The 24,788-nt window shown below is 37.2% G+C and carries 25 protein-coding genes; 12 read left to right on the top strand and 13 right to left on the bottom strand.

Going from position 1 to position 24,788, the window contains the following annotated elements; all coding sequences use genetic code 11:
• Positions 1-40: 40 nt before the first annotated feature.
• Both COMX_RS09150 and COMX_RS09155 read right to left on the bottom strand, forming a co-directional pair.
• Entirely contained in the window at positions 41-502 is a 462-nt protein-coding gene (locus tag COMX_RS09150; protein ID WP_034340393.1) for a hypothetical protein, read from the bottom strand.
• Positions 499-945 carry a MarR family winged helix-turn-helix transcriptional regulator gene (locus COMX_RS09155; RefSeq protein WP_034340396.1) on the bottom strand — a complete coding sequence of 149 codons (447 nt, stop codon included), beginning with the start codon at positions 943-945 and terminating at the stop codon, positions 499-501. Before COMX_RS09155 ends, COMX_RS09150 begins: the two co-directional genes overlap by 4 nt.
• 179 nt (positions 946-1,124) lie before the next feature.
• Here COMX_RS09155 and COMX_RS09160 point away from each other — a divergent pair, with 179 nt between their 5' ends.
• A complete protein-coding gene (locus COMX_RS09160; protein ID WP_034340399.1) occupies positions 1,125-1,943 on the top strand; it encodes a hypothetical protein in 819 nt (272 codons plus the stop codon).
• A 40-nt stretch (positions 1,944-1,983) separates the two neighbouring features.
• On the opposite strand, the gene COMX_RS09165 is transcribed toward COMX_RS09160, so the two are convergent.
• Together COMX_RS09165 and gap are read right to left on the bottom strand one after the other, a co-directional pair.
• Positions 1,984-3,213, bottom strand: a complete 1,230-nt coding sequence (locus COMX_RS09165; protein ID WP_034340402.1) for a phosphoglycerate kinase — start codon at positions 3,211-3,213, stop codon at positions 1,984-1,986.
• Between the two features lie 2 nt (positions 3,214-3,215).
• On the bottom strand, positions 3,216-4,235 hold the full coding sequence (gap, locus tag COMX_RS09170) for a type I glyceraldehyde-3-phosphate dehydrogenase (protein ID WP_034340404.1): 1,020 nt from the start codon (positions 4,233-4,235) through the stop codon (positions 3,216-3,218).
• 488 nt (positions 4,236-4,723) lie between these two features.
• On the opposite strand from gap, the gene COMX_RS09175 reads away from it, so the two are divergent.
• Positions 4,724-5,173, top strand: coding sequence for a hypothetical protein (locus COMX_RS09175; protein WP_034340406.1), 450 nt, complete (start codon positions 4,724-4,726; stop codon positions 5,171-5,173).
• A 100-nt stretch (positions 5,174-5,273) separates the two neighbouring features.
• Entirely contained in the window at positions 5,274-6,476 is a 1,203-nt protein-coding gene (gene hemA / locus COMX_RS09180; RefSeq protein WP_034340706.1) for a 5-aminolevulinate synthase, read from the top strand.
• A gap of 80 nt (positions 6,477-6,556) precedes the next feature.
• Here hemA and COMX_RS09185 read toward each other — a convergent pair whose 3' ends face one another.
• Positions 6,557-7,324, bottom strand: a complete 768-nt coding sequence (locus tag COMX_RS09185; protein ID WP_034340409.1) for a DsbA family protein — start codon at positions 7,322-7,324, stop codon at positions 6,557-6,559.
• A 173-nt stretch (positions 7,325-7,497) separates the two neighbouring features.
• Here COMX_RS09185 and COMX_RS09190 point away from each other — a divergent pair, with 173 nt between their 5' ends.
• Positions 7,498-9,009: a gamma-glutamyltransferase gene (locus COMX_RS09190; protein ID WP_235176857.1), complete on the top strand. Its 1,512-nt coding sequence runs from the start codon at positions 7,498-7,500 to the stop codon at positions 9,007-9,009.
• 130 nt (positions 9,010-9,139) lie between these two features.
• Complete coding sequence (gene recA, locus COMX_RS09195; RefSeq protein WP_034340412.1) at positions 9,140-10,183, top strand: recombinase RecA; 1,044 nt, start codon at positions 9,140-9,142, stop codon at positions 10,181-10,183.
• Positions 10,184-10,299: 116 nt separating this feature from the next.
• Here the strand turns inward: recA and ftsY are convergent, their stop codons facing one another.
• The 3 genes from ftsY to dapF are packed head-to-tail and all read right to left on the bottom strand — an operon-like array spanning position 10,300 to position 13,345.
• Positions 10,300-11,265 carry a signal recognition particle-docking protein FtsY gene (gene ftsY, locus COMX_RS09200; protein WP_034340415.1) on the bottom strand — a complete coding sequence of 322 codons (966 nt, stop codon included), beginning with the start codon at positions 11,263-11,265 and terminating at the stop codon, positions 10,300-10,302.
• The gene (gene mtaB, locus COMX_RS09205) at positions 11,265-12,524 is read right to left on the bottom strand and encodes a tRNA (N(6)-L-threonylcarbamoyladenosine(37)-C(2))-methylthiotransferase MtaB (RefSeq protein WP_034340418.1); all 1,260 of its coding nucleotides are present in this window, start codon (positions 12,522-12,524) and stop codon (positions 11,265-11,267) included. The genes ftsY and mtaB overlap by 1 nt, the downstream gene beginning before the upstream one ends.
• Positions 12,521-13,345 carry a diaminopimelate epimerase gene (dapF, locus tag COMX_RS09210; protein ID WP_034340421.1) on the bottom strand — a complete coding sequence of 275 codons (825 nt, stop codon included), beginning with the start codon at positions 13,343-13,345 and terminating at the stop codon, positions 12,521-12,523. The genes mtaB and dapF overlap by 4 nt, the downstream gene beginning before the upstream one ends.
• Positions 13,346-13,420: 75 nt before the next feature.
• Between dapF and COMX_RS09215 the strand changes: the two genes are divergently transcribed.
• The 4 genes from COMX_RS09215 to COMX_RS09230 are packed head-to-tail and all read left to right on the top strand — an operon-like array spanning position 13,421 to position 16,050.
• Positions 13,421-14,053: a class I SAM-dependent methyltransferase gene (locus tag COMX_RS09215; RefSeq protein WP_034340422.1), complete on the top strand. Its 633-nt coding sequence runs from the start codon at positions 13,421-13,423 to the stop codon at positions 14,051-14,053.
• Positions 14,054-14,100: 47 nt separating this feature from the next.
• On the top strand, positions 14,101-14,808 hold the full coding sequence (locus tag COMX_RS09220) for a class I SAM-dependent methyltransferase (RefSeq protein WP_034340425.1): 708 nt from the start codon (positions 14,101-14,103) through the stop codon (positions 14,806-14,808).
• On the top strand, positions 14,805-15,599 hold the full coding sequence (locus tag COMX_RS09225; RefSeq protein ID WP_034340428.1) for a DODA-type extradiol aromatic ring-opening family dioxygenase: 795 nt from the start codon (positions 14,805-14,807) through the stop codon (positions 15,597-15,599). The genes COMX_RS09220 and COMX_RS09225 overlap by 4 nt, the downstream gene beginning before the upstream one ends.
• Before the next feature lie 13 nt (positions 15,600-15,612).
• Positions 15,613-16,050, top strand: a complete 438-nt coding sequence (locus COMX_RS09230) for a hypothetical protein (RefSeq protein WP_034340430.1) — start codon at positions 15,613-15,615, stop codon at positions 16,048-16,050.
• A gap of 187 nt (positions 16,051-16,237) precedes the next feature.
• On the opposite strand, the gene COMX_RS09235 is transcribed toward COMX_RS09230, so the two are convergent.
• Entirely contained in the window at positions 16,238-16,477 is a 240-nt protein-coding gene (locus tag COMX_RS09235) for a hypothetical protein (RefSeq protein WP_034340434.1), read from the bottom strand.
• 227 nt (positions 16,478-16,704) lie between these two features.
• Entirely contained in the window at positions 16,705-17,385 is a 681-nt protein-coding gene (locus COMX_RS09240) for a D-lyxose/D-mannose family sugar isomerase (protein ID WP_034340437.1), read from the bottom strand.
• Positions 17,386-17,677: 292 nt separating this feature from the next.
• On the opposite strand from COMX_RS09240, the gene COMX_RS09245 reads away from it, so the two are divergent.
• The gene (locus COMX_RS09245) at positions 17,678-19,654 is read left to right on the top strand and encodes a DEAD/DEAH box helicase (protein WP_034340439.1); all 1,977 of its coding nucleotides are present in this window, start codon (positions 17,678-17,680) and stop codon (positions 19,652-19,654) included.
• Between the two features lie 115 nt (positions 19,655-19,769).
• Here COMX_RS09245 and COMX_RS09250 read toward each other — a convergent pair whose 3' ends face one another.
• Both COMX_RS09250 and COMX_RS09255 read right to left on the bottom strand, forming a co-directional pair.
• Complete coding sequence (locus COMX_RS09250) at positions 19,770-20,258, bottom strand: hypothetical protein (RefSeq protein ID WP_034340442.1); 489 nt, start codon at positions 20,256-20,258, stop codon at positions 19,770-19,772.
• A 199-nt stretch (positions 20,259-20,457) separates the two neighbouring features.
• Positions 20,458-20,949, bottom strand: a complete 492-nt coding sequence (locus COMX_RS09255) for a hypothetical protein (RefSeq protein WP_034340443.1) — start codon at positions 20,947-20,949, stop codon at positions 20,458-20,460.
• 240 nt (positions 20,950-21,189) lie between these two features.
• On the opposite strand from COMX_RS09255, the gene COMX_RS09260 reads away from it, so the two are divergent.
• Positions 21,190-22,734, top strand: a complete 1,545-nt coding sequence (locus COMX_RS09260) for a S10 family peptidase (protein WP_051462081.1) — start codon at positions 21,190-21,192, stop codon at positions 22,732-22,734.
• Here COMX_RS09260 and COMX_RS09265 read toward each other — a convergent pair.
• A complete protein-coding gene (locus COMX_RS09265; protein ID WP_034340450.1) occupies positions 22,716-23,720 on the bottom strand; it encodes a threonine-phosphate decarboxylase in 1,005 nt (334 codons plus the stop codon). The genes COMX_RS09260 and COMX_RS09265 overlap by 19 nt on opposite strands.
• A 52-nt stretch (positions 23,721-23,772) precedes the next feature.
• Between COMX_RS09265 and cbiB the strand changes: the two genes are divergently transcribed.
• Entirely contained in the window at positions 23,773-24,780 is a 1,008-nt protein-coding gene (gene cbiB / locus COMX_RS09270) for an adenosylcobinamide-phosphate synthase CbiB (protein WP_034340453.1), read from the top strand.
• Positions 24,781-24,788 lie beyond the last annotated feature (8 nt).

Consider the following 24,788-nt stretch of genomic DNA (forward strand, 5'->3'; position numbering starts at 1 on the left):
TATTATTAAAAATAATCTTTAGAGTGTGATGGATTTATTATTAAGATTTTTTTATAGGTTTATTTTTTGTTAAAATTATTCCTGCCTTTACGTTGAGTATCAACATCACAATATTCACCCCACCAGCAATGAGCTCAATCATTTGTACAATTAAAAATATGGAATTAAACTGTTCATGAACAGCAAGATAACGCAAATATAAAGCACAGGGAATTAAGATACAAAGACCATTTAATGCAATTAACGACATGCGCTTTTTCTTATTAGAAGCAGTCTTATTATTTATTTTTCCTGCAATATTAAACCCTGTTCCTCCTGTTGCGACTAATGCAGGTATAAGAATGAAAAAACCATAAGGAATTAAAAATTTTACGCTTTTGATATAATCAATGTTCCCTATTAATTCTGACGTAACAGTTGAAAGCCAAAAGATTAATAAAATCACTAAGGCCATGACCCCAGTAATACGATGGATAAGGGACAGGACTTGCTTTTTTGTCATTTCATATTTTCAATTGTGGCAATGATATCCGTTAAGCTCTTTACAGTAATATCAATATCCTGCTTGTTAAGATTTTTAAAAATACTCACTGCCATTTTTTCCCATTCTTTATTAATGGCATCAAAGGCCTTTTCACCAATCTCAGTCAATTGAAACAGCGATGATTTTTTATGAGCAGGGTTATGAAGCTGTTGGATATATTCAAGTTTCAACAACTCATCAATGGTTCGTTGCACCGCCTGACGCGTTAACCCCATCAGCCGCGCAATATGTGGCACTGTTAATGCCGTATTTTCTAACCGAATCGCCCCCAAAACTTTCCATTTTGATGTCGTCAACCCATGCTCTGATGCCAACTGGTCGCCGATCAAGCTGATATCATGATAGGCTCTGAAAAGCCCGATAATTATTTTATTTTGTTGAGATATGATTTGCATTGTCATAATGACAACAAATTAACAGTATGACAATATATTGTCAATATAGTTCGTATGTGAAATAATGTTGAAAAATTCAAAATTTATAATAACATTAACAAAAGCATTATTATAAATTGATCAAAATCAAAGGATCAAAAAAACGTAACCGATGGGTTTTTAATTCAATTATAGGAACAAGCATAATGAACATATATCTACTTGATAGAAATATAATTATTGATATAGAAAAATTTCAAAAAAATAAAGAGTCCTTAAATGATAACTCCTTAAAATTGATAGATAAGCTACAAACACTAGATGAAAGCAACAATACCTTTAGCTGCATGCTCTCCGCAATAGAAGGTCATCATAAACGGCAACAAACAACTCAAGAGTTTGAGGAAACAAGCAAACAAGAAATTTTAATCCTTAAGAGCTTTTTTAAAAAAGCTAAAGTAGATGAAACGCCACTACTAAGTGCCATATCTGGTTTAAAAAAAGAAAGTGATCAAGCTCCTATACATTCAGAATTTAATTTATTTGCTAATTTTTTAGAAAACGTAAATTCTATTATATTCTCAGACGTAAAAAATGAACAAATATTACCACAGTGCGATAAAATAATAGAAACAGCTCAAAAACTAAAAATACCAAAAAATCATTATATTGTTATTGCTTGTTTAGCCATTATCGCAGGTAGTTCAGAATGTAGAAAGCTGATAAAACCCACAAAAGATATCAAAAAAGAAAATGCCTATAATGTTATAAGCGATCTATCAATTATTCATTATTTTAACATACTTAGAAGCATGCCAGGCTTCAATGAAAGTCAATTCATTTTTTTAACAAATGATCAGGGTTTACAATTTTTTCTAGATAATATAATTATCGAAAAGTCAATATATATGGGGCAAGATTCAGAAATTACTTTTATTCAAACAACAATAAAAGAATATAAAAAGCCCTTATTTCCTCGATTAAATGAAAAAGATTTTTTATTATTAATGGATAAATTAAAATAACAATAAAAAAGGGCTGAAAACTCAGCCCTTTTTTTATATCCTATAAAGGAAAGCTTTCTCGTGCTAATGTTGTCAAAGCGACAATACCAGGAAGGGCTTTGCCCTCTAACCATTCAAGGAATGCCCCACCAGCGGTGGAAACATAAGAAATGTCATGGATAACGCCTGCATGTTTCAATGCAGAAACCGTGTCCCCACCACCAGCAACACTTTCCAGCTTGCCAGCTTTGGTTAATTTTGCAGCTTCTTGAGCCACAGCATTGGTTGCTTTATCAAACGGTGTAAATTCAAACGCACCCAAAGGCCCATTCCAAACCAAAGTTTTCAGTTCAGTCAGCGCTTTGTTCAACAATTCAACGGTTTTAGGACCAACGTCCAAAATCATTTGATCATCAGGGACCGCATTCACGTCAACAATTTTCGTTACTGGGTCATTTTTTAATTCACCAGCGACAACAACATCTACAGGAAGCAGGATTTTACAACCTTTAGCTTGTGCATTTTTCATTATGTCACGGGCTGTATCATGCATTTCTGCTTCTTGTAATGACTTACCAACCTTAACGCCTTGGGCAGCAAGGAATGTATTCGCCATTGCCCCACCAATTACCAATACGTCAACTTTGCTGATCATATTGGATAAAAGGTCAAGTTTCGTCGAAATCTTTGAACCACCCACAATCGCACCGACTGGACGTTTTGGATTTTCCAATGCACGGCTAAGCGCATTTAGTTCTGTTTCCATCAAGCGACCAGCAAAAGAAGGAAGATAACGTGTTACCCCTTCTGTCGATGCATGTGCACGATGAGCCGCAGAAAATGCGTCATCAACATAAACATCAGCCAATGCAGCCAAGTCCTGAGATAATGTAGGATCGTTCTTTTCCTCACCCGCATGGAAACGAGTATTTTCAAGTAAAAGAACATCTCCGTCTTTCATTGCATCCACAGCTTTTTGAGCATCTGGACCAACACAGTTATCTGCAAAAGCAACTGGCAACTTTAAAATAGAAGCCAATGCCTCGCCCACTGGACGTAAAGACATTTCTGGAACCACTTTGCCTTTTGGACGAGCAAAATGGCTGCATATAATAACCTTAGCACCTTTTTTCACAAGTTCTTGGATAGTAGGTGCTAAACGCTCTAATCTTGTGGTATCGGATATTTTGCCATCATGAGTGGGAACGTTTAAATCCCCACGCAATAAGACTTTTTTACCTTTACAATCAACAAGATCATCAAGCGTTTTAAACGCTTTTTGATCAACCATGATTATTTGCTTCCTAACAATACTGCTGTATCAGACATACGAGTAGAGAAACCCCATTCATTATCATACCAACCAGCAACGCGGATCATTTTACCACCTTCGATAAACCCTGTTTGAGTTGCATCAAATGTAGAAGATACAAATGTGTGGTTGAAATCAGAGCTGACCAATGGTTCGTCATTATAAGCCAGAATACCTTTTAATTCGCCTTCAGCTGCTTTTTTGAAATATGCATTTAGTTCTTCGATTGAACCTGGAATTTTGCTTGGAACGAATTCAAGTGCAACATAAGAAACATTAGGTGTTGGCACACGAATGGCAATACCGTCTAGTTTTCCTTTTAATGAAGGAATAACAAGAGCCACCGCTTTTGCTGCACCAGTTGTTGTTGGAATAATATTTTGAGCAGCAGCACGTGCACGATGTAAATCTTTGTGCAATGTATCGACTGTACGTTGGTCACCTGTATAAGAGTGAATGGTAATCATGCTACCGAATTCAATACCAACGGTTTCCACGAGTACTTTTGCAATAGGTGCAAGACAGTTTGTAGTACAAGATGCGTTAGAAATGACAGTCATGTCACCTGTGATAACTTGTTGGTTCACACCGTAAACAACGGTTGCATCAACTTCTTTACCAGGAGCAGAAATTAATACTTTACGAGCACCAGCTTTTAAAAGTTCACCCGCAGCAGCTTTGCTTGTAAACAAACCTGTACATTCCATAGCAACATCAACACCTTGAAGCGGTAATTTGCTTGGATCTCTTTCAGCGGTAATTTTAATTGGACCAAAAGTTTTACCTGCATGCTTAATGGTCATGGTATTATTTTCGACCGTAATATCTGCAGGAAGACGACCATGAACGGTATCATATTTTAATAAATGTGCATTTGCTTCTGCACTACCAAGATCGTTGATTAATACAACTTCTACGTCTGTACGACCTTTTTCAATAATACTGCGTAATACTAAACGACCGATACGACCGAAACCGTTAATTGCAACTTTAATAGCCATGATAATAAAATCTCCTAATATATATTAATTACTCGGAACTAACGCCATGTTCCATAAGTCTGCTAAGCCTTCACCATCATACTCAAATTTTAAAAATCCGTCACAGTTTTTTAATGACTTTTAATAGAAAAAATACATATTCATATCATTTAAAAAATTTTTGATTTTCTTAATATAATTTAGTGTGAAAACTTTATCTTAGACGTGTCAATATTTTTTTGATTAAAATCGAAAATTATAAAGCATCACTATATTTACACGTTTTTTTTACAAATATAAGATTGTATTAAATTTTATAATTTCTTATGATGGTAAATCTGTGTGTAATTTACCCTGTTATTCTGAATTTATTTCCAATTTCATACTTATTTTGCAGACAATGTTCTTTTGAATATGATAAAAGCAAAACTCTAAGTGCATTACTTAACTAAGCTACTCTTTTTAAAATGAACTCTATCAATACAGATCGTTTGTAAATAGTATAAAATATGACCAAATATTCTCAAATCATTATGGGCACCAGCTGCCTTTTAATACTTGGCGGTTGCCAACTTATTGATCAAAGAACCTTTAACCCCAGTGCTGGGCGTAAACCTATTCCTTATGTTCCCCCTGCGCCTCCTGCACCTCCTCCACCGGCTCCGCCAATTGAAATTGTTCAAGGGACACCTGCAGAACAGTGGGGCAAACCGTTAACAGGCTTGGTCAAAGACGCATTACAAAGAAAATCAGATGCGATGTTTATTGTAACCATCCTAACCCCGATTTCTCAGACCCCTGATGCACAACAAGAGCAAATGCAAAAAACCATTCAACAAAATGCTCAAGATGTTGCTCAGGCCATTGTCAAAGCTGGGGCTAAACCACAACAGATTCATATGACGGCAAAAGCTGATGGTTCCGTGCAAAAGAACGTGGTTCAAGTCAATATACAATAAAATACTATTTTAAAAGTAATAGAGAGACTTATAAAGTTATGCACTTAAGAAAAATATCTTTATTATATTTTAGGAGTAAGTTCCAGTGACAGAGCATGCGATGCCTGTGCATCCTTTTTACGCATATTGTCAAACCGCATTACAAGAAATCGAACAACAGGGTCGTTATCGCAGATTTACTTCGCTAAGCAGGCGATCTGCACATTATCCTGTTTATGATAAAGGAAACTTACCACAACAAGATAAACCCGTTATAGTCTGGTCTTCAAATGATTATCTTGGAATGGGTGTTGATCCAGAGGTCATGAATGCTGCGATTACTGCTGTGCAGGAATATGGCGCTGGGGCTGGTGGAACACGTAATATCGCAGGAACACACCCTTTACATGTGGCTCTTGAGGCTGAGCTGGCTGATTTACATGGTAAAGAAGCAGGATTGTTATTTGTATCAGGCTATGTTTCCAATCAAGCCAGTTTACAAACAATCCTGACCAGTATGTCTGGAGGGTGGATTACTTTTTCAGATCAACAAAACCACGCCTCTATGATTGCCGGAATTAAAGGAGCCAAGGGTTCTGATTGTGTTATTTTTAAACATAATGACTTACAAGATCTAGAGGAAAAACTGGCGGCAGCTCCAGCATCAGCACCCAAATTAATTGCTTTTGAAAGCGTTTATTCAATGGACGGCGATATCGCTGATATTGGTGCGATTTGTGCGCTGGCACGTAAATATAATGCTTTAACCTATCTTGATGAGGTCCATGCTGTGGGATTATATGGTGCTCAAGGTGGTGGGGTATCTGAACGAGACAATGTGGCAGATCAAGTTGATATTATCGAAGGCACCTTGGCCAAAGGGTTTGGTGTTCATGGTGGATACGTGACAGCCAAGAAGGAAATTATTGAGTATTTAAGATTGGCAGCTTCTGGTTTTATTTTTACCACTTCCCTCCCTCCATCAATCATTGCCCCTGCATTAGCCAGTATTCGTTTAGTGCGCCAACAAAATTGGCGTCGGGAAAAACTCTTTGAACGCGTTCATACTTTTCAAAACAAGCTTAAAGATGCAGATATTCCTTTTTTAAAAACCGAAAGCCATATCGTGCCTGTTATGATTGAAGGTGCAGAACGTTGTAAAGAAGTTAGTCGCCGCCTATTAGAAGAATATTTTTTATATGCGACCCCAATTAATTATCCAACCGTTCCCAAAGGAGCAGAAAGATTACGGCTAACTCCCAATCCATTTCATACCAATGAAATGATGGACGAGATGGTGACAGCTTTAAAAGCTCTACTATAAAAATCAAAAAAGCGATCATACAAAAATTATGATCGCTTTTTTTATAGATATTTCTTAGGTTTGTTACAAACGAATGAAATCTATTTATCCTGCATAAATTGTTTCAACGTTTCATAGCTGACTGCACCAGGGATGATCTTTGAACCATTAATAATCAATGCTGGTGTACCATCAATTCCTAAATCACGAAATAGTTTAATATTATCTTCTAGTGCTTGAGTAATAGAGGCTGCTTTCATATCTTGAATTAAGCGATCTCCATCTAATTTTTGTTGTTTTGCAAGCTCTTTAATACTGTCTTCTGTCATTTCTTCCTTAGAATCCATAATGGCTTTCATCATAACAACATAACCATTTTGGCGAGCCGCAGCAGCAATTGCTTTGGATTCTAAAACGCTATTTTCTCCAAGGATAGGAACAACTTTGAAAATAATCCTGACGTTTTTATCTTCTTTGACTAATTGGAGCAATTCTGGCAAAACTTTTTTACAATAACCACAACGAGGATCAAAAAATTCTACAATTGTATTTTTTGCATTTGGATTACCAATAAAGCCATCGGTTGGTAAAACATTATTCAATATATTTTTCTTGTCTGCTAGTGTCTTAGTAGCAGATTCTACTTTTTGTTTAGTTCTTTCTTTTTGTGCAGCAATTACAGCATCCTCAAGGATCGAAGGATCTTTTTTCATTGCATCACGAACAACTTCAACAATTTCTTTGCGTTGTTCTGAGCTAAAATGATTTGTGGTTTGTGCAAAGCCTGATAGTGGCATACCAACTGCACCAGCTAATAAACTAACTGATAATGGCAAATGAAAATAGCGCTTTAAAGGCGACTGAATCATTAAAAATCTCCTGAGATGAAAAAGTAAATTTATTTAAAGTTATATAACATTATACAGGATTGTCATTGTTATGTTATAAAAAATTTCTTATTAATAAAGTTGGTATTGTCGTTACTGAAAACAGTAAAGCGAAAACCTTGTTTTTATTTGGTTATTCATCGGAGAGCAACCGCGTGTCTAAGCGTCATTATTTCTTAAAGAGCTGCACTTTTTTAAAACAGCCTCTTCATTGCTTTAATATCAAAAATGACTGGCTTAAAAAAGCTGGAACCCTAGCCCTCAGCTCTGCAATTACGTTGTCTGTTACTGCCTGCGGTGGTGGCAGCACTGGACATAAAGCACTAAATAGCAAAGAAATGCAGGATCGAGTGACAGGGTATGTAGGCAGCATCGCCGCCGATGAACCTCAGGCCGCAATGGTTGCTCGTGATATTTTAATCAGAGGGGGAAATGCAGCTGATGCAGCAACTGCCCTTGGGTTTGCTTTAACGGTAACTTTACCTTCTCGTGCCTCTTTGGGTGGGGGTGGTGCATGCGTCGCCTATCGCCCTGGACAACCTGCTCAATCGTTTCTTTTTCTACCTCAACCAGGAAATATCAAAGGAACCGCTGGTCGCCCCGCTGCTATCCCGATGATGGCACGGGGATTATATTTGCTTCAAGCCAGTAATGGTAAAGCGGATATTAACGATATTTTACAAGTCACCAGTAACCTTGCTGGAAATGGTGTGACTGTTTCAGATATATTTGCCAGTGACCTAGCTGCCGTTCAAGGACCTTTATTCCAAGATCCTGCAATGCAAAAACTATTCACTCGCAGAGATGGTGCGACCTTACAAGCGGGCGACATGCTGTATCAACCTCGCCTTAAAATTATTTATGATCGTCTTACTACTGCTGGTATTTCAGATTTATATATTGGTTCTTTGGCCCATAGTTATACGCTTGGCGCACAAGCCGCAGGTGGTGGATTAAGTGGAGCAGACTTTAGAAATGCTTTACCTGTTGAAGCTCCAGCTTTGTCTATCTCTCTTCCTAACAAAGAAACGCTTTACCTTGTTTCCCCACCAGCAGATGGTGGTTTAGGCATGGGAATGGCTTGGAAAACACAAAGCAATAGTTTAACCACGTCTCAAGGAACTGTTGCTGCGTGGCGCGCAAGCAATCCTGCTGCTTATGATAAGCAAAGTATCTTGGCGCAAGAAGAAAAAGCTCAATCCTTATTAAATAATGGCCAAGCTGGTAACGGCACTTTGTCTTCTTTACCAGCATCGACATCTTATACCGTTGTTGACAGAAACGGTGAAGCTGTATCTTGTGCGTTAACCATGAATAATTTATTTGGAACAGGACGAGTAGCTGGAACAACTGGTATTGTCATGGCCGCATCTCCGAATGCAGCACCACAACCTTTATTGACCGCTGCAATTACCACTTATAAAAACCGTTTCCTCGCTGCAATCAGTGCATCTGGGCAAAATGACGCAGCTGCTGCTGGTGCAGAAAGTCTAAACAGCTTACTCAATGCAGGTGAAAACAAAGAAAACTCTGCTATTGCACACCCAAATACACCCCAGGGACGCGTAAACGCTGTTTATTGTCAGGATGGTTTACCTGGTAACACAAATAAATGTCGTGCTTATACCGATCCTCAGGGCACAGGCCTAGCACTTAGCAGTCGATAAAAAATTTAAAATTTATAATATATTTCAATGTCATTTTCGATAAATTGAAAATGACATTTTTTATGATTATATGATAGGCTAATACTGAACAATATCATTAAGTTTTATAGCAAAAGAGAACTGAAAATAAATGGACAAAAATAAAGCCTTAGATGGTGCATTAGCACAAATAGAACGCGCTTTTGGTAAAGGCTCCATTATGAAAATGGGCGAAAAACCATCTATTCAAGTCGATGTTATTTCTACAGGATCAATTGGACTGGATATCGGTTTAGGAATTGGCGGTGTTCCCAGAGGACGCGTTGTAGAAATTTATGGTCCAGAAAGCTCTGGTAAAACAACCATGGCACTTCACATTATTGCAGAAGCCCAAAAATTGGGCGGAACATGTGCATTTATTGATGCTGAACACGCTTTGGATCCTGTGTATGCTCGTAAGTTAGGGGTCGATATTGATAATTTATTAATCTCGCAACCTGATGCAGGTGAACAAGCTTTGGAAATTGTTGATACATTAGTGCGCTCTGGTGCTATTGATGTCTTAGTCGTTGATAGTGTTGCGGCTTTGGTTCCTCGTGCAGAGTTAGAAGGCGAAATGGGTGATAGCCATGTTGGCCTACATGCTCGTTTAATGAGTCAAGCGCTTAGAAAGCTGACAGGATCTGTATCTCGTTCAAATACTTGCCTTGTTTTCTTAAATCAGATTCGCCAAAAAATCGGGGTAATGTTTGGATCTCCTGAAACCACAACAGGGGGAAATGCGCTTAAATTTTATGCGTCTGTGCGTATGGATATTCGTCGTATTGGTCAGGTCAAAGATAAAGAAGAAATCTCTGGTAACCAAACCCGTGTTAAAGTCGTTAAAAACAAAATGGCACCTCCCTTCCGTCAAGTCGAATTCGATATTATGTATGGTGAAGGAATCAGTAAAACGGGTGAGCTTATTGATCTTGGCGTCAAAGCAGGAATCGTTGAAAAAGCTGGGTCATGGTTCTCTTGTGATGGACAACGTATTGGTCAAGGACGAGAGAACGTCAAACAATTCCTTCGTGACAATCCAGAAATGGCACAAAGTATCGAAAAACGTATCCGAGAACAGTCTGGAATCGTCAATGATGCAATGCTAACAGATGAGATCGAAGAATCATCAGATGAAGGTGATTTGCTAACTTAATGATTTTTAAATTATATTGAACTGTATTTTAATAAAAAGCCGACAAATAATATTGTCGGCTTTATAATATAATTTGCAATATCAAAATTTAAGTAAAACAGTTATATCAAGAAAAATTATCCCTCTTTTTCTTCAATAACTTCTGTCGTTAGAACCTCGACATCTGTATCGCCAACCAGCCCTGCTGCAAACTCTTCTGCAGAAAAATCACGTAAATCTTCCGCTTTTTCACCAACACCTACAGCGTGGATTGGCAATTGAAATTGCTGGGCCAAAGCAATCACGATACCACCGCGAGCAGTACCATCTAATTTCGTAATAACAAGACCTGAAACACTAACCATTTCTTTGAAAATACGGACTTGTTCAATGGCATTTTGCCCTGTTGTGGCATCCAAAACCAACAATACAGAATGGGGTGCAGTTTCATCGAATTTTTTCATCACACGAATAATTTTAGCAAGCTCTTCCATCAATGCTGATTTATTATGTAATCGCCCCGCAGTATCCACAAAAAGCAAATCTGCACCTTCATTCTTAGCACGTTTTAATGCTTCAAAAGCAAGACCCGCAGCATCTGCGCCTGGTTTCCCAGAAATCACAGGTGCTCCTACACGATCCCCCCAGATTTGCAGTTGCTCTACCGCTGCAGCACGGAACGTATCCCCTGCCACCATCATGGTTTTTAATCCTTGATCGCCATAAAAACGCGCCATTTTACCAATAGTCGTTGTTTTTCCTGTTCCATTGACCCCAACCATCAAGACCACATGTGGTTTTAACTCTAGATTCGGTTTAAATGGAACCGTTACAGGGCTAAGAACTTTGGCAATTTCCTTGGCCAACGCGTCTTTAATTTCTTTTTCGCTTACTTCTGTACCAAAACGAGTTTTGCGAAATGTTTCAATTACATTTTCGGCAACTTCTGGACCAAAATCCGCAGCAATCAAGATCTCTTCAAGTTGCTCTAAAGATTCTTCATCAAGGCGACGCTTGGTAAATACGGAAGTTAAGTTCGTTCCCAGCTTTTGAGTTGAACGAGATAAACCTTCTTTTAAACGAGAGAAAAAACCCAGAGCCATTATATTCTTTCCACTATTATACCATCAACGTTACCCGAAACTACTCGAGCACAAATCATTTCACCAGGCTTTGCCGCCTCACCTTGTAATACAGCAAAAGCAAATTGTTCCGAGTGCCCTCGATCAGGTGTTTCCATCAATATATTAACATCTTTCCCGATAAGAGACTCATGAAAAAGACGGGCAGATTCTTGACCCAATTCCCTTAATTTTGCAGCACGTTCTTTACGCACTGCTACAGATACTGCTGGCATTTGTGCTGCTGGAGTTCCTTTGCGTTCGCTATAAGGAAATACATGTAAATAAGGGAAAGCCTGTTGTTTTAAAAACTCATAAGTTTCTTGAAAATAAGTATCATCTTCGGTTGGAAAGCCTGCAATAATATCAACACTTAACCCTATATCTGAACGAATAGAACGTAGTCGTTGCACTAATTGATCAACATCTTCAGTCAAATGACGACGCTTCATCCGCTTTAAAATCATATCAGAACCTGCTTGAACAGACAGATGCAAATGCGGCATCAGTCTTGGCTCTGTTTTTAAAAGTTCCCACAACGTATTATCAAATCCAATTGGATCAATCGAAGATAAACGTAACCGTTCCAGATCTGGCACAGCCTTTAAAACTGCTTTACATAGATCCCCCAGAGCCAAATCGCCTTCAAAATCAGACCCCCAAGAAGCAATATCAACCCCTGTTAACACAACTTCTTTATAGTCTTGTTCGACCAATGTTCTGGCTTGATTAATCACGCCTTCAATCGTTACAGAACGAGAAGGACCTCGACCAAAAGGAATCACACAAAAAGTACAACGATGATCACACCCTTGTTGTACCTGAACAAAAGCTCTGGTACGCCCTGTAAATTCGGTGACAACTTGTGCGGCCGTTTTTTTTACAGACATAATATCTGAAACTTGGTTTCCAGAAGCAATCGCTTCATTCGTCCAGTTTTCTGCTTGTAACTTATCTTCATTCCCCAAAACCTGAACCACACCAGGTAATGAAGACCATTTTTCAGGATTTAATTGTGCGGCACATCCTGTAACCACAATGCGTTTTTGATCGTCTTTACGATTCAAACGACGAATGGCTTGGCGAGCTTGACGTTCAGCTTCCGCAGTCACCGCACATGTATTAACAACAACAACATCCCCCAAACCATCAGCATATTGACCCATAACTTCGCTCTCGTAGCGATTAAGTCTGCAACCAAATGTCAGAATCTGAGGTTTTTGTGACGTATCCTTGCTCATAAAGGATAATTTTCCAGACTAAATTGACCTGAAAAAGAAAAATGCACAGCACCTGTCATCAATACATTGTTGGTTTCTTCATCCCATTCAATGATCAGGTTGCCACCATCCATTTTAACTTCGCAATAACGATCTGCCAAACCACGACGCACCGCATTCACCACAGAAGCACACGCCCCTGAACCACAGGCTAAAGTTAAGCCAGCTCCACGCTCCCAAACACGAACGCGCATACTTTGACGATCCAACATTTGCACAAAACCAATATTCGCACCTTCAGAGAATAAAGGGTCTTTTTCTAACATTTTACCAGAAAATACGGGATCAACCGTTGATAAATCTTCAACAAAAAAAGTTGCATGAGGATTACCCATAGAGACAGCTGCTGGTTCACCCGCCAAAGGCAGGTTAAGTGTATCGACATCACGAGATAAAGGGATTTCTTGCCATTTTGTTTTTGGCTGTCCCATGTTTACTCGCATTGTATGGCTGTCAATGACCTCTGCTGGTAAAAGACCTGCATTTGTTTGCATAATAAATTTTTTACTTTGATATTTATGATGCAACCAAGCCGCCACACAACGTGAACCATTACCACATGCGCCAGCCTCATCTCCACCTTCATTAAAAAAGCGAACATAAATATCGGCATTGCTGTCTTTGGGTTGAGAAAGAACAATTAACTGATCACAACCAATGCCATAACGGCGATCACATAATGTTTTAATGCGACGTTCGCTGAGTTCAATACTATTGACAGAATTATCGATAATGACAAAATCATTGCCAATACCATGCATTTTATAAAAAGGAATGTTCATTATTCTTCTAAATACAGTTATAAACTTTAAATTTAATTTACCAACAAATCATAAAAAGCGCTAACTTTTTACATCATGAACCACTTAAAAGACTTTCATCCCCGATCTTTCGACATCGCAAGTAACGAAAGTGACCTTCAATATTATACCACTCACTCTGTTCCTCCTATGCTTGATCAAGGTGGTTATAAAGCAATTGAAGCCTTATATCACACTCTGATACAAGAAAGCGATACTATTCTTGACCTGATGTGTGGTGCAAATAGTCATATGCCCAGTGACCTATCTTGTCAAAATTTCATTGGCATTGATTTAAATCCACAGGCATTAAAGGAAAATACTGCACTCACACGAAAAATTACGCAAGATATTAACGAGAAAACAGAGTTTTCTCTTAAAGATAGTAGCGTTGATTATATTTGTCTATGTTGTGTTTTTGAATATTTGCGTAAGCCATCGGAAACATTAGACGAGTGTTTGCGGATATTAAAACCAGGTGGACGGATTATTGTATCCTTTACCTCACGATTTTTACCTCTACGTGCCACCGCTTTGTGGCAGGCTTTAGATAATGCCGATCGTCAAGGGTTGGTCAAAGTGCTGTTAACCCGTGCAGGATTTACAGATTTCGACCAAGGTGAGGTTCATCCGCCTGAGGATCAAACCGTTTGGAAAGATCCGATTTATAGTGTGGTGGCGAGGAAGTAAGGATACAATCAAGCAACGATATACCTTATTAAAGTGGGAAAGTAAAAATGGATCAGCTTCTGAACAAAGAACAATATTGTAATACATGGATGGAAGAAAGTGAAATATTCCGTAAAAAAATGGTATATCAATGGCTTACCAATTTTACTCCAAATGGTAATATTCTTGAGTTGGGTTGTGGCTCAGGACAAGGCACTTATCAATTATTAAAAAAACACCAAGTATTATCGCTTGATAACAATGACTTTTTAATTAATGAAGCGGCAAAACTTATAAAAGAACAAGCAAAAATTCATAAATGTAATTTTTTAGAATTAACACAAGAAGATAAAAACATTATTAAAGACTTTGCCCCTAAAGTTATTGTAGGTTGGTTTTTAGGATCTGATGGTGAAGAAGTTGAAAAGTATACCGATAAAGGAACAAACTCAGAAGAAAAATGGGATCAATATAGAAAAAAAATAGAAGATATAATTACATCCCCTGATATTTGCACACCTTCTGTTGAATATATTCACTTGGCAAATCGCAATATTTTTTCTTCAAATTATAATGAACAGAAAACATTTGCTGCAACAAAAAAAGAATATGACACTTCTATTTTCTCAAAAATTAATTTTGAAGTAGTAGATGTAAAAATAATGGCGTGGCCAACAAAAGATAGCCATTTTCAATATATAGGTAATCAATATTATAGTAATGAAAATTCGTTTAAAGCAATAGTCTCAATTCTTGCAAGAAGAAAAGCCACATGAAACGCCAACCAATCTTTTATATCCCTCATGGTGGAGGGCCTTGTTTCTTTATGGATGATCCGCATAATGTTTGGACGAATATGGGGAATTTCTTAAATAAGATTCCGTATAGTTTACCACAAACCCCAGACAGTATCGTTATCATTTCTGGACATTGGGAAAATATGCCAATTAAGATCCATGCTGCCGATAAACCTTCTTTATTTTATGATTATTATGATTTTCCGCCTCATACTTATGAGTTGACTTATCCTGCCTCTGGCAATCCACAGCTGGCAGAAAAAATCCAGCAATTATTTCAAAGTCAGCATATACAAGCCGAATTAGAGTATGAACGTGGTTGGGATCATGGGGTGTTTATTCCTTTAAAAGTCATCTTCCCCGACGCTAATATCCCAATTGTGCAAGTCTCTTTGCATCATTCACTGGATCCGCAAACTCACATGAAAATGGGAGATATCTTATCTCCTTTACGCAATGAAAATATTCTTATTATTGGCAGTGGAATGAGCTATCATAACCTTCCCTATTTATTTTCGGGCAAAGAGACTGCTTATGCAGATCAATTTCACGATTGGTTAACTGATACCGTTACCAATCCAGATATTTCACAACGTAATCAAGGCCTAACCAACTGGTTACAAGCCCCAGGTGCACGTTCTAATCATCCTCGTGAAGAGCATTTACTCCCATTAATGGTTGTTGCTGGTGCCGCAGGGAAAGATCAAGGTATTTGTATATTGAAAGACAGAATTATTAATAAACCTATTGCTGGCTTTCAGTTTGGGTAAAAAAAGGATAATAATGAAGGCTATAATTTCATTACTTATATTTTTCTCTTATATTCCTTTTGCTTTTGCAGACTCTAAAGATACTACAATTTTAATAGATGCCGCCGCTTTGAAAAAAGCAAACCCTGATAAAATAATGCTAGATGGTAAGATAGATGCAGATATTGATCATGATAATGTAATGGATGTCATTAATTACGCTTATAATGCGTCAACTCCACCGGCAGCATGTAGCGAAGAAAATTGTATTGTTCAAAATAATAGGTTGATAACACAACCAACATTAACTTTTGATATTTTCCTTAAAGAGCCAAAAGCCTCAATACAAATTAATTATGTGTGTACAAGCATAGGTGTTATGAAATCCATACATAATGGCATGAAAGATATATTTTGTGGCCCCTCATCTATTTTACGGTGGAACGATGAGGATTATATAAAGAACAATTAAATTGCCAGTAAACTACACTATATTCTTATATTAAATTGATTAATAATATTCAGTAATTATTAAAATTTACTAATCCATACGACATAATAAGAAAAAAATTAATTGTCTTTGTTAGTGAATATCTCAAAATAACCAAAAAGATAAGTTTCAATGTTCACACTTAATGAAACTTACCCTTTAAATAATCTTAGTTTAAATTATTCTGAACATTAGAGGGGAGATGAAAAATTTTAGGTGATGGGGATTGTTGAGGCTTTTTAAAATAAGATTCATAAACGACACTTGCTACAACTACCCCAATGATTAATCCTGAAAGTTTCAAAAGGTGAAGTTTCACGTTGAATTCTTCGCCTTTTTTGGCAGATTTTTTCTTAGCAAGAGGAATAGTTAACAAACCAACAATAATAATGACAGCAATAAAGATCATATCCACAACCCTATATATAAATAAAAATATTTCTACATATAGAGATCAGTATTGCAATTTCATTTTATTACTTAATCAAATAATGAATAAGATTGTAATAATTACAACACAATAAATAGTATAATAAATACATTTGATGCCGTTATAATAATCATTTGGGATCAAGCTTAATGAATTATAATTGCCGGTTCTAAATGTATAATTTACCAATCTATTAAAGGATTACCCTATGCCCTGGGATACTCTGTGCATAACAAGCGATAAGGTGCTTCATCTTCTTCTATTTCAGGAAAACGTCCCATCTTTTCATAAAAGCGATTATCATGCTCATCATCATTACACATAGAAACTTCTCCTAATAAAACTCCTCCCGTCCCTGCTTCGACTTCAAAATCATGATACATATAGGGGTAAACGGTAATACTCTCCCCTGGAGTTAATTTAATTTGGGTTCCCGCTTCAACCAAAAGCTCTCGTCCATCGCAATGCGTTTTTACAGGATTTATTTTATCCAAATCCCCTTCTTTGGTTGAGTTATAGACTCGGATAAGAACATTTCCACCACCACGATTGATAATATCCTCCATTTTGTTCCAATGAAAATGCATCGGGGCATATTGGCTATCTTTGATATAAAGGAGCTTTTCAGCATATGTTTTTGTATATTTTTTATTTTTTAAATTGCCATTGCGCAGTGTAATTAATGAAAATCCAACCTTTTCAAATTCACCTCTTCCATAATCTGTTACGTCCCAACCCAGCAAATTATCGCGAATTTCATCATATTCGTTATTTTTTTTCTGCCATTCCGTTGGAGTAAAAGAACAAAATGGCGGTAAAGAGAATCCAACCTTGTCAATCATTTGCTGCATTTCTTTGATAGCTCTATTAATTTCGGAACGTTTCATTTTTTCATACTCCTTGACGTTTTTTAAATTGAATATATATTAATACTTATATATTAATAATGATGAACACATCTTAGTGATGTTTCATAATGTAATCATTAAGACAAAATGCCTTTTTTGTCTCTATTATCTAGGTTTAAATGTATCTGATTTCCTTATCTGCATTGTGGCAGCGTTTGAATAATTTCGCACAACAATCTTGCTCTTATTACTTTACACAGTAGGTCAGATTCCATCCCCACCTTTTCTTTATCTTAATTACTAACATCAATAAACTTTATCGGACCTATATATGCCGTTCACGAAAATCAATCCTTCCCTTGCACAAGCTTTGGAACGCAAAGGGTATGCATCACTTACCCCTGTTCAAGAAGCAGTTTTAGAAAATGAAAATCCTCATCAAGATTTACTCGTTTCAGCGCAAACAGGATCAGGAAAGACAGTTGCCTATGGTATCGCCATGGCGCCAACCCTTTTAGAAAATAAAAATACATTCCAAAGCGCAAACAAACCCCAAGCATTGATTATTGCCCCTACACGTGAATTGGCTTTACAAGTTCATCAGGAGTTATGTTGGTTATTTGCAGATACAAAAGCTAGAATTATCACCTGTATTGGTGGGATGAATGTTCGCAAAGAAGCACAAACACTCGATAATGGTGCACATATCGTCGTTGGAACCCCAGGCAGATTGTGTGACCATGTGCGCAGAAGACATTTAGACCTCTCTGATTTAAAAGTGATCATCTTGGATGAAGCTGATGAAATGCTAGATCTTGGCTTTCGTGATGAATTAGAAGACCTTCTTTCTGCTTGTCCAGAAGATCGTAGAACATTGCTTTTCTCAGCAACTATTGATAAAGAAATCGAATCTTTAGCAAGACGCTATCAAAATAATGCTTTACGTATCAACACTGTTTCCAATACACAACACGTAGATATTGAGTATCGTGCTGTCGTAACTCACCCCAAAGAAGTTGATAATGCTGTTGTCAATTTATTGCGTTATATTGATAGTCCAACAGCAATGGTATTCTGTGCGACACGTGAGCTTGTTCGTCATATGCAATCTGCGTTGATTGAACGAGGATTCTCCTGTGCTGCTTTATCAGGGGACTTGGGGCAAGAAGAACGTACACAAGCCATCAAAAGTCTGCGTACAGGTCAAGTCCGTGTTTGCGTTGCAACCGACGTTGCTGCACGTGGTTTGGATCTTCCGATGTTGGATCTTGTTATTCATGCAAGCCTACCTACGAATCATGCAACTTTACTGCATCGTTCTGGTCGTACAGGACGTGCTGGACGTAAAGGGGTTTGTGCATTAATTGTTCCAAGCAGTCAACGTAGCCGTGCAGAACATTTATTACGCAAAGCCAAAGTAGCAGCTTCTTGGGAACTTCCTCCTAGTATTCCATCTATTCGCGAAAAAGATAATGAGCGCCTCTTAAACCATCCTTCTTTATTGAGCAGTAAAGAAATTTTGAGCGAAGACCAAATCTTAATTGATCAACTTACCGCTCAATTCTCGGCCACTGATTTAGCAAATGCTGCTATTTCTTTGTATCGCTCTACGATCCCTAACCCAGAAGAAATTACCCCTATTAATCTAGATAACAAACGTTCATCTGGTTTCGATAGAGATGGTTCTAAGGGACGTGATCGTGGACGTGAGAGAGGTGAACGTTCATCTAGTGCTCACTCTTTTGATTCTGGTAGTTGGTATGAGATGCCTGTTGGACGCAATGATAATGCAGACCCAAAATGGTTGATCCCAGTGCTTTGCAAAATTGCAAATATCCAGAAAAAAGATATTGGTTCTATTCGTATTTCTGATCAAAGCACAAAATTCGAAATTGCAGCTGATAAAGTTGATGATTTTAATAAATCTATTTCTAGAATTAGAGATGATGAAACTAAGATCTTTCCATCTACGCCAGCAGCTCCTTCTGAGGGCAGAAGAGAAGGCGGTTATAAAGGTCGCGGCGGTGGCGATCGTAGAAGAGAAGGTGGCGGTGGAAGCGGTCGCGGCGGTGAAGGTCGCAGAAGAGAGGGCGGCGGTGGAAGCGGTCGCGGCGGTGAAGGTCGCAGAAGAGAAGGCAGCGATGGAAACGGTCGTAGCGGTGAAGGTCGCAGAACTTCTGATAGTGAAAGAAGTGAGAGAGGTCCAAGAGTAAGATCAGAAGGAGAACGTTCTGGTAAAAAAAGATCTGCTTCATCTCTACCATCAAGAAGTGGCGCTCCTAGCTCTTCTAGAAAAAGAAGCAAGTAAATAGTTGTAAAGCTTTATTTTTATAGAAATAATAAGGTATTTACTTAAAAACTTTAATAAAAAAGCCATCTATAAAAAATTATAGATGGCTTTTTATATAAACAAGAAGCAATATTTATTTATTAATATTCTTTTGCATTTGTTCGATTTGCTTTTGTTGTTCTGGTGTCAAATTCTTCATTTGATTACCCAGTTGCTTTTGAGCGTTTTCCATATAGTTTTTTTTCTGCTCAGGAGTCATTTTATTAAAACGTTCCATTTCAGCCTTAGCTTTAACTCTTGCTGCCTCTAAAGCTTTCTTTTGTTCTGGATTTAAATTTTTGGACATACGATCAAACTGTGCATCAGCTTGCTTTTGAGCGTTTTCCATATAAGCTTTTTGCTCTTCAGGAGTCATTTTATTAAAACGATCCATCTCAGCTTTAGCTTTTCCTTGAGCAACTGTTAACGCTTGTTGTTGTTCTGTTGATAATTGTAACGCTTGATTTTGAGTTGTAGCAGAATCAGCAGTTGTTTGTGCTTGTACTTGAGAAACTGTTCCAACAGCCATAACAGCACTAAATACACTAGCTAATAACATCACACGCTTTGATATAGATTTCATAAACAATCACCTTTTATATAAAAATAGAATTAAATAGCAATAAATACTCTGTAGAAAATCAACATAATTTAAGATTATGAATTAACTATGACAGCATCCCTGAAAAAGCCAATAACTAAACGATATATTATACTTCTTGCTATAAACATAAAAGGGAGTGTCTATAACACTCCCTTCAAAACTGATATTTAATATCTGATTAACGATTAAAAGGATGCGTTAAGTCACGTGCATCGCGTTTTGTGTTGTTTTTTAAATCTTTCCACTGTTTGCGTTGTTCTTTTTGTCTTTGCAAAGATTGATCTCTTCTTGCATCCATATCTTTTTTAAACTGTTCTTTTTTATCTTCAAACTGCTTTTTTTGATCTTTTAGAGGGTGTTTATAACGATCCAGTTGTTCTTCTCTTTGTTTCTTCTGATCTGCAAGGTTATTTTTAAAATCTTGTTTTTGCTGTTCTAACCGTTCTCTTTGATCTTTACCTAGATTTTTATAACGATCAACTTGATCTTGTTGTTGTTGGATACGATTTTGAACATTTTGGTTATGTTCAGTGATTTTGTTGTGAAGGTTATCTTCTCTTTGTTGTAGGTCTTGTAGGGGTGATTGTGCATTTGCCTGAGAGGCTGCACCAACAGCAATAAAAGCACCAAATAGACCAGCAGTTAATGCAACTTTATACATTTTACTCATAATTGAATTACCTTGTTCTTGAGTTTCGTTGAGCATAGGAAAGGCTATAAATTAGGCGATAATAAGGCATTCTTGTAACAAATTTTCAAAAGCAATTTTTTCTCACAATTCAATTTAAATCTTATTTATCAACTTGAATTCTTGAATATAAAATCACTTTTACATTAAAACTATTCTTTTACTCATTGATATTATACTAAATATATTTTTATCTTTTACTGAGAATTGAATTTGCAAAAAATGAACTATAAATACTTTATTTTTTCTTTGATTTTTACTTCGTCGTTTTTTTTATGCACAATGAATAATCTTGCTTGGGCTGATAACCCTATAAATAAATCCTCTAAAAAGGACACAGGAATCGACAATACCGATACCGACTTTATTCAAAAGCGCTTTTCCTTGTTACCACAGGATAAAGTTACACAACATCAATTAACCCTGCCCCATCAAAATATTCCTTATGTTGCACAAGCTGGCACTTTATTGATTCGTAACGACAAAGGTGAAATTAATGCCAAAATATTTTATGTAGCTTATATTGCAGATCAATCAAAAAGTAAGAACCGCCCTATTTCATTTTTCTTTAATGGAGGTCCAGGAGCTGCTAGCTCTTATTTAAACTTGGGCATTGCGGGGCCTGAAGTTATTAATTTTCCTAAAAGTGACCTAACAGATGGTGCGCATGCTACTCGCGAAAGTAACCCTGATAGCTGGCTTCTTTTTACCGATATGGTTTTTATTGATGCCGTTGATACAGGATATAGTCTTTCAGCCGCCCCTGAAAAAGCTTCGAAAGAATTTTACACTTCAAAACAAGACGCCAAAACCTTTGCTAAAGCCATTCAACTTTATTTATCCAAATCTCAACGCAAAGATCCTGCTATTTGGTTAGTTGGGGAAAGTTATGGCGGATTAAGATCAATCCTTGTGGCAGATGATTTACTTAAAAATCAAAATATCTTTGTCAGGGGTATTATTATGATCTCCCCTGCGATTGAACTGAGTTTACTTGATCAATCAGATAACCCTATGGCGAATGCCTTTATCTTACCCTCTTATATTGCCAGTCATCTTGAAAAAACACATCAACTCTCTGATGAAAAAATTAAGGAAGCTTATCAATATGCCATGGGACAATATCTACAAAAAATGATAAATTCTGTCCCCACAACTGAACAACCCGCTTTTTACCAAGAACTGAGCCAAAAAACAGGTCTTCCAGTAGAAATTATCACACAACATAAAGGCATATTAGATCCTTCTGCACACGATATTCGCAGTCGTGATGGAAAATTGCACAGCTTATACGACTATACGCTAACGATCCAAGATCCTTACCCTGATGGCACCAATAACGAAGACAGTCCTGAACCAGTTTTATCTGGTTTCGGAAAAGTCTATGGGAGTATGTTTGCAACTTACGCTGCACAAGATCTGGGATTTAATACACCTTTAACCTATAACTTGTTAAATATGTCATTAAATGAGCAATGGAACTATACAGATCAGGGTTTTTCAATTGTTAGAGGTTTGCCAGTATTGCGTAAATTGTTGGCTTTAAACCCGTCTATGCATGTTTTTATTGCACATGGATATTATGATTTAGTTTGCCCTTTTTCTGCTTCACAGTGGATTATCAATCAAACCCATATAAAGCAAGACCGCATAACCTTAAAACTTTATAAAGGTGGGCATATGCTCTATACTAACCCCAATAGTCGAACAGCACTTAGCCGCGATGTAAAGCAACTTTATGATAAAGATCAGCAACCTCCAAAATAATCTTTTATTACGTTTTGTATTTTGCTCCAATCTTGTTCTTGGGACAGACCAAAACGTAACCATTGAAGATTATAATCAAAACGACGCACCCAAATTCCGTGGTTAGCTAGATGCTTCCAAAATATGCGTGCGTCCTTCATTTCGACTAGGCGAAATAAATGCGTTCCACCAACTATCTTACAATTATTATTTATAAATAGTTTATCAAGTTGCTGCACTTGCTTGGCCAACTGATTTTTGGCTTGTAGCAACCATTCTTGATCCTGAAGAGCTTGTAAACCGATTTGCAAAGCCTGTCCACTTAGAGACCAAGGCCCTAGCATTGCCTTCACTTTTTCTATGATTCTTGTGTCCGATAACAAAAACCCTAAACGCACCCCAGCCAATCCATATGTTTTGCCAAAAGAACGTAAAATCGTCAATGCAGGATGCGGTAACAATGCCGCAATACTCTGCTCTTCGAAATCCATAAACGCTTCATCAACAATGATATGATTGTCAAAACAATCCCAACCCGAGATGATCTCTTGCATCTGCTTGATATTTAGTAATCTCCCATCTGGATTATTAGGATTACAAATAATGCCTATCGTATGATCTTGATTGGCAAACCCCATAAACTCTTCAAGAGAATGAACTTGATGAACAAGAATACATGCCTGCTGCCAACTATTGATATGTTCCATATAAGTTGGGCATAATATACAAACTTGTTTAGCCTCAAAAATATAAGGCAATAACGAAATTAAAATTTGCGTTCCAGGGGCTGCTGCAATCAAGTTAACCTCTTTAACCCCATATCTGAGTGCTGCCAGTTCTCTTAGACGCCATTCATCATTTATACTGGGAAGTTGCGCTGCATACTTGATTGAAATCCGAGAAAAAGGATAAGCATAAGGATTAATTCCAGTTGATAAATCAATCCAGTTCTGTAAAACATGAGGGAATTGTGATTTGGCCTGTTGTAATTGACCACCATGAAGCATCTTGTTTTACACCATACTTTATTAACCCAATAATGGCTTATACGAATATTAAATGAAAAAATTCTTTTCTCACCTTATACAACATTTTCTGTTGTGTCATTTACAAATGATCCTGATCGCAGCAATAATTGATGCGTTATGGGGCGAACCAAAATATATTTATAATAAAATACCTCATCCTATTATCTGGATTGGTAAGCTTATTGATTATTTGGATAAAAAACTTAACCACACGAACGATCCCGCACAACAACAAAAGCAAAATGGATTTGTAGCCTTAAGCTTAACAATTGCTATTCCTTGCTTAGTAGGTATTTTTCTTCAAAGAATACTTTTTAAATTTTTACCAAAACCAATTGCTTATTTTTTATCTGGAGTCATAGCCAGTATTTTTATAGCAAAACGCTCTTTATATGAACATGTTCACGAAGTAGAAAAAGCATTAACCTTAGGTGACATAAAAAACGCACGTTATGCAGTTAGTCAAATTGTTGGTCGAAAAACAGATCAACTCGATTCATCGGGTATCGCCAGAGCAGCGATTGAAAGCCTTGCCGAAAATTTCTCTGATGGGGTTATAGCGCCAGTATTTTGGGGATGTATCGGTGGTTTGCCAGGTATTATCACCTATAAAGCGATTAATACCGCCGACAGTATGATCGGACACAAAACAAAAAAATATAAATTTTTTGGTTTTGCTGCTGCTAAATCAGATGATTATGTCAATTATCCTGCGGCTCGGTTATCGGCCTTACTCATTATTTTAACGACCAGCAAAAAGCCATTCTCTGATTTAAAATTTGTAGCTAAAGAGGCAAAAAAACATAACTCTCCTAATGCAGGATGGCCCGAAGCTGCAATGGCAACCCGTCTATCCATCTTACTTGCAGGGCCACGACAATATCAAAATTATGTGATTGACTCCCCTTGGATAGGCACAGGGAAAAGCAAGCTAAATCAAATGGATATTCAAAACGCTTTAGATACATTCTCATTTACTTATAATAAATCTTTAACTTTTTTAATAATCATCACGTTGATTTTAAAGAAATTTAAATAATAATCAAT

This window comes from Commensalibacter papalotli (ex Servin-Garciduenas et al. 2014) (assembly GCF_000527695.1).
Classification (GTDB): domain Bacteria; phylum Pseudomonadota; class Alphaproteobacteria; order Acetobacterales; family Acetobacteraceae; genus Commensalibacter; species Commensalibacter papalotli.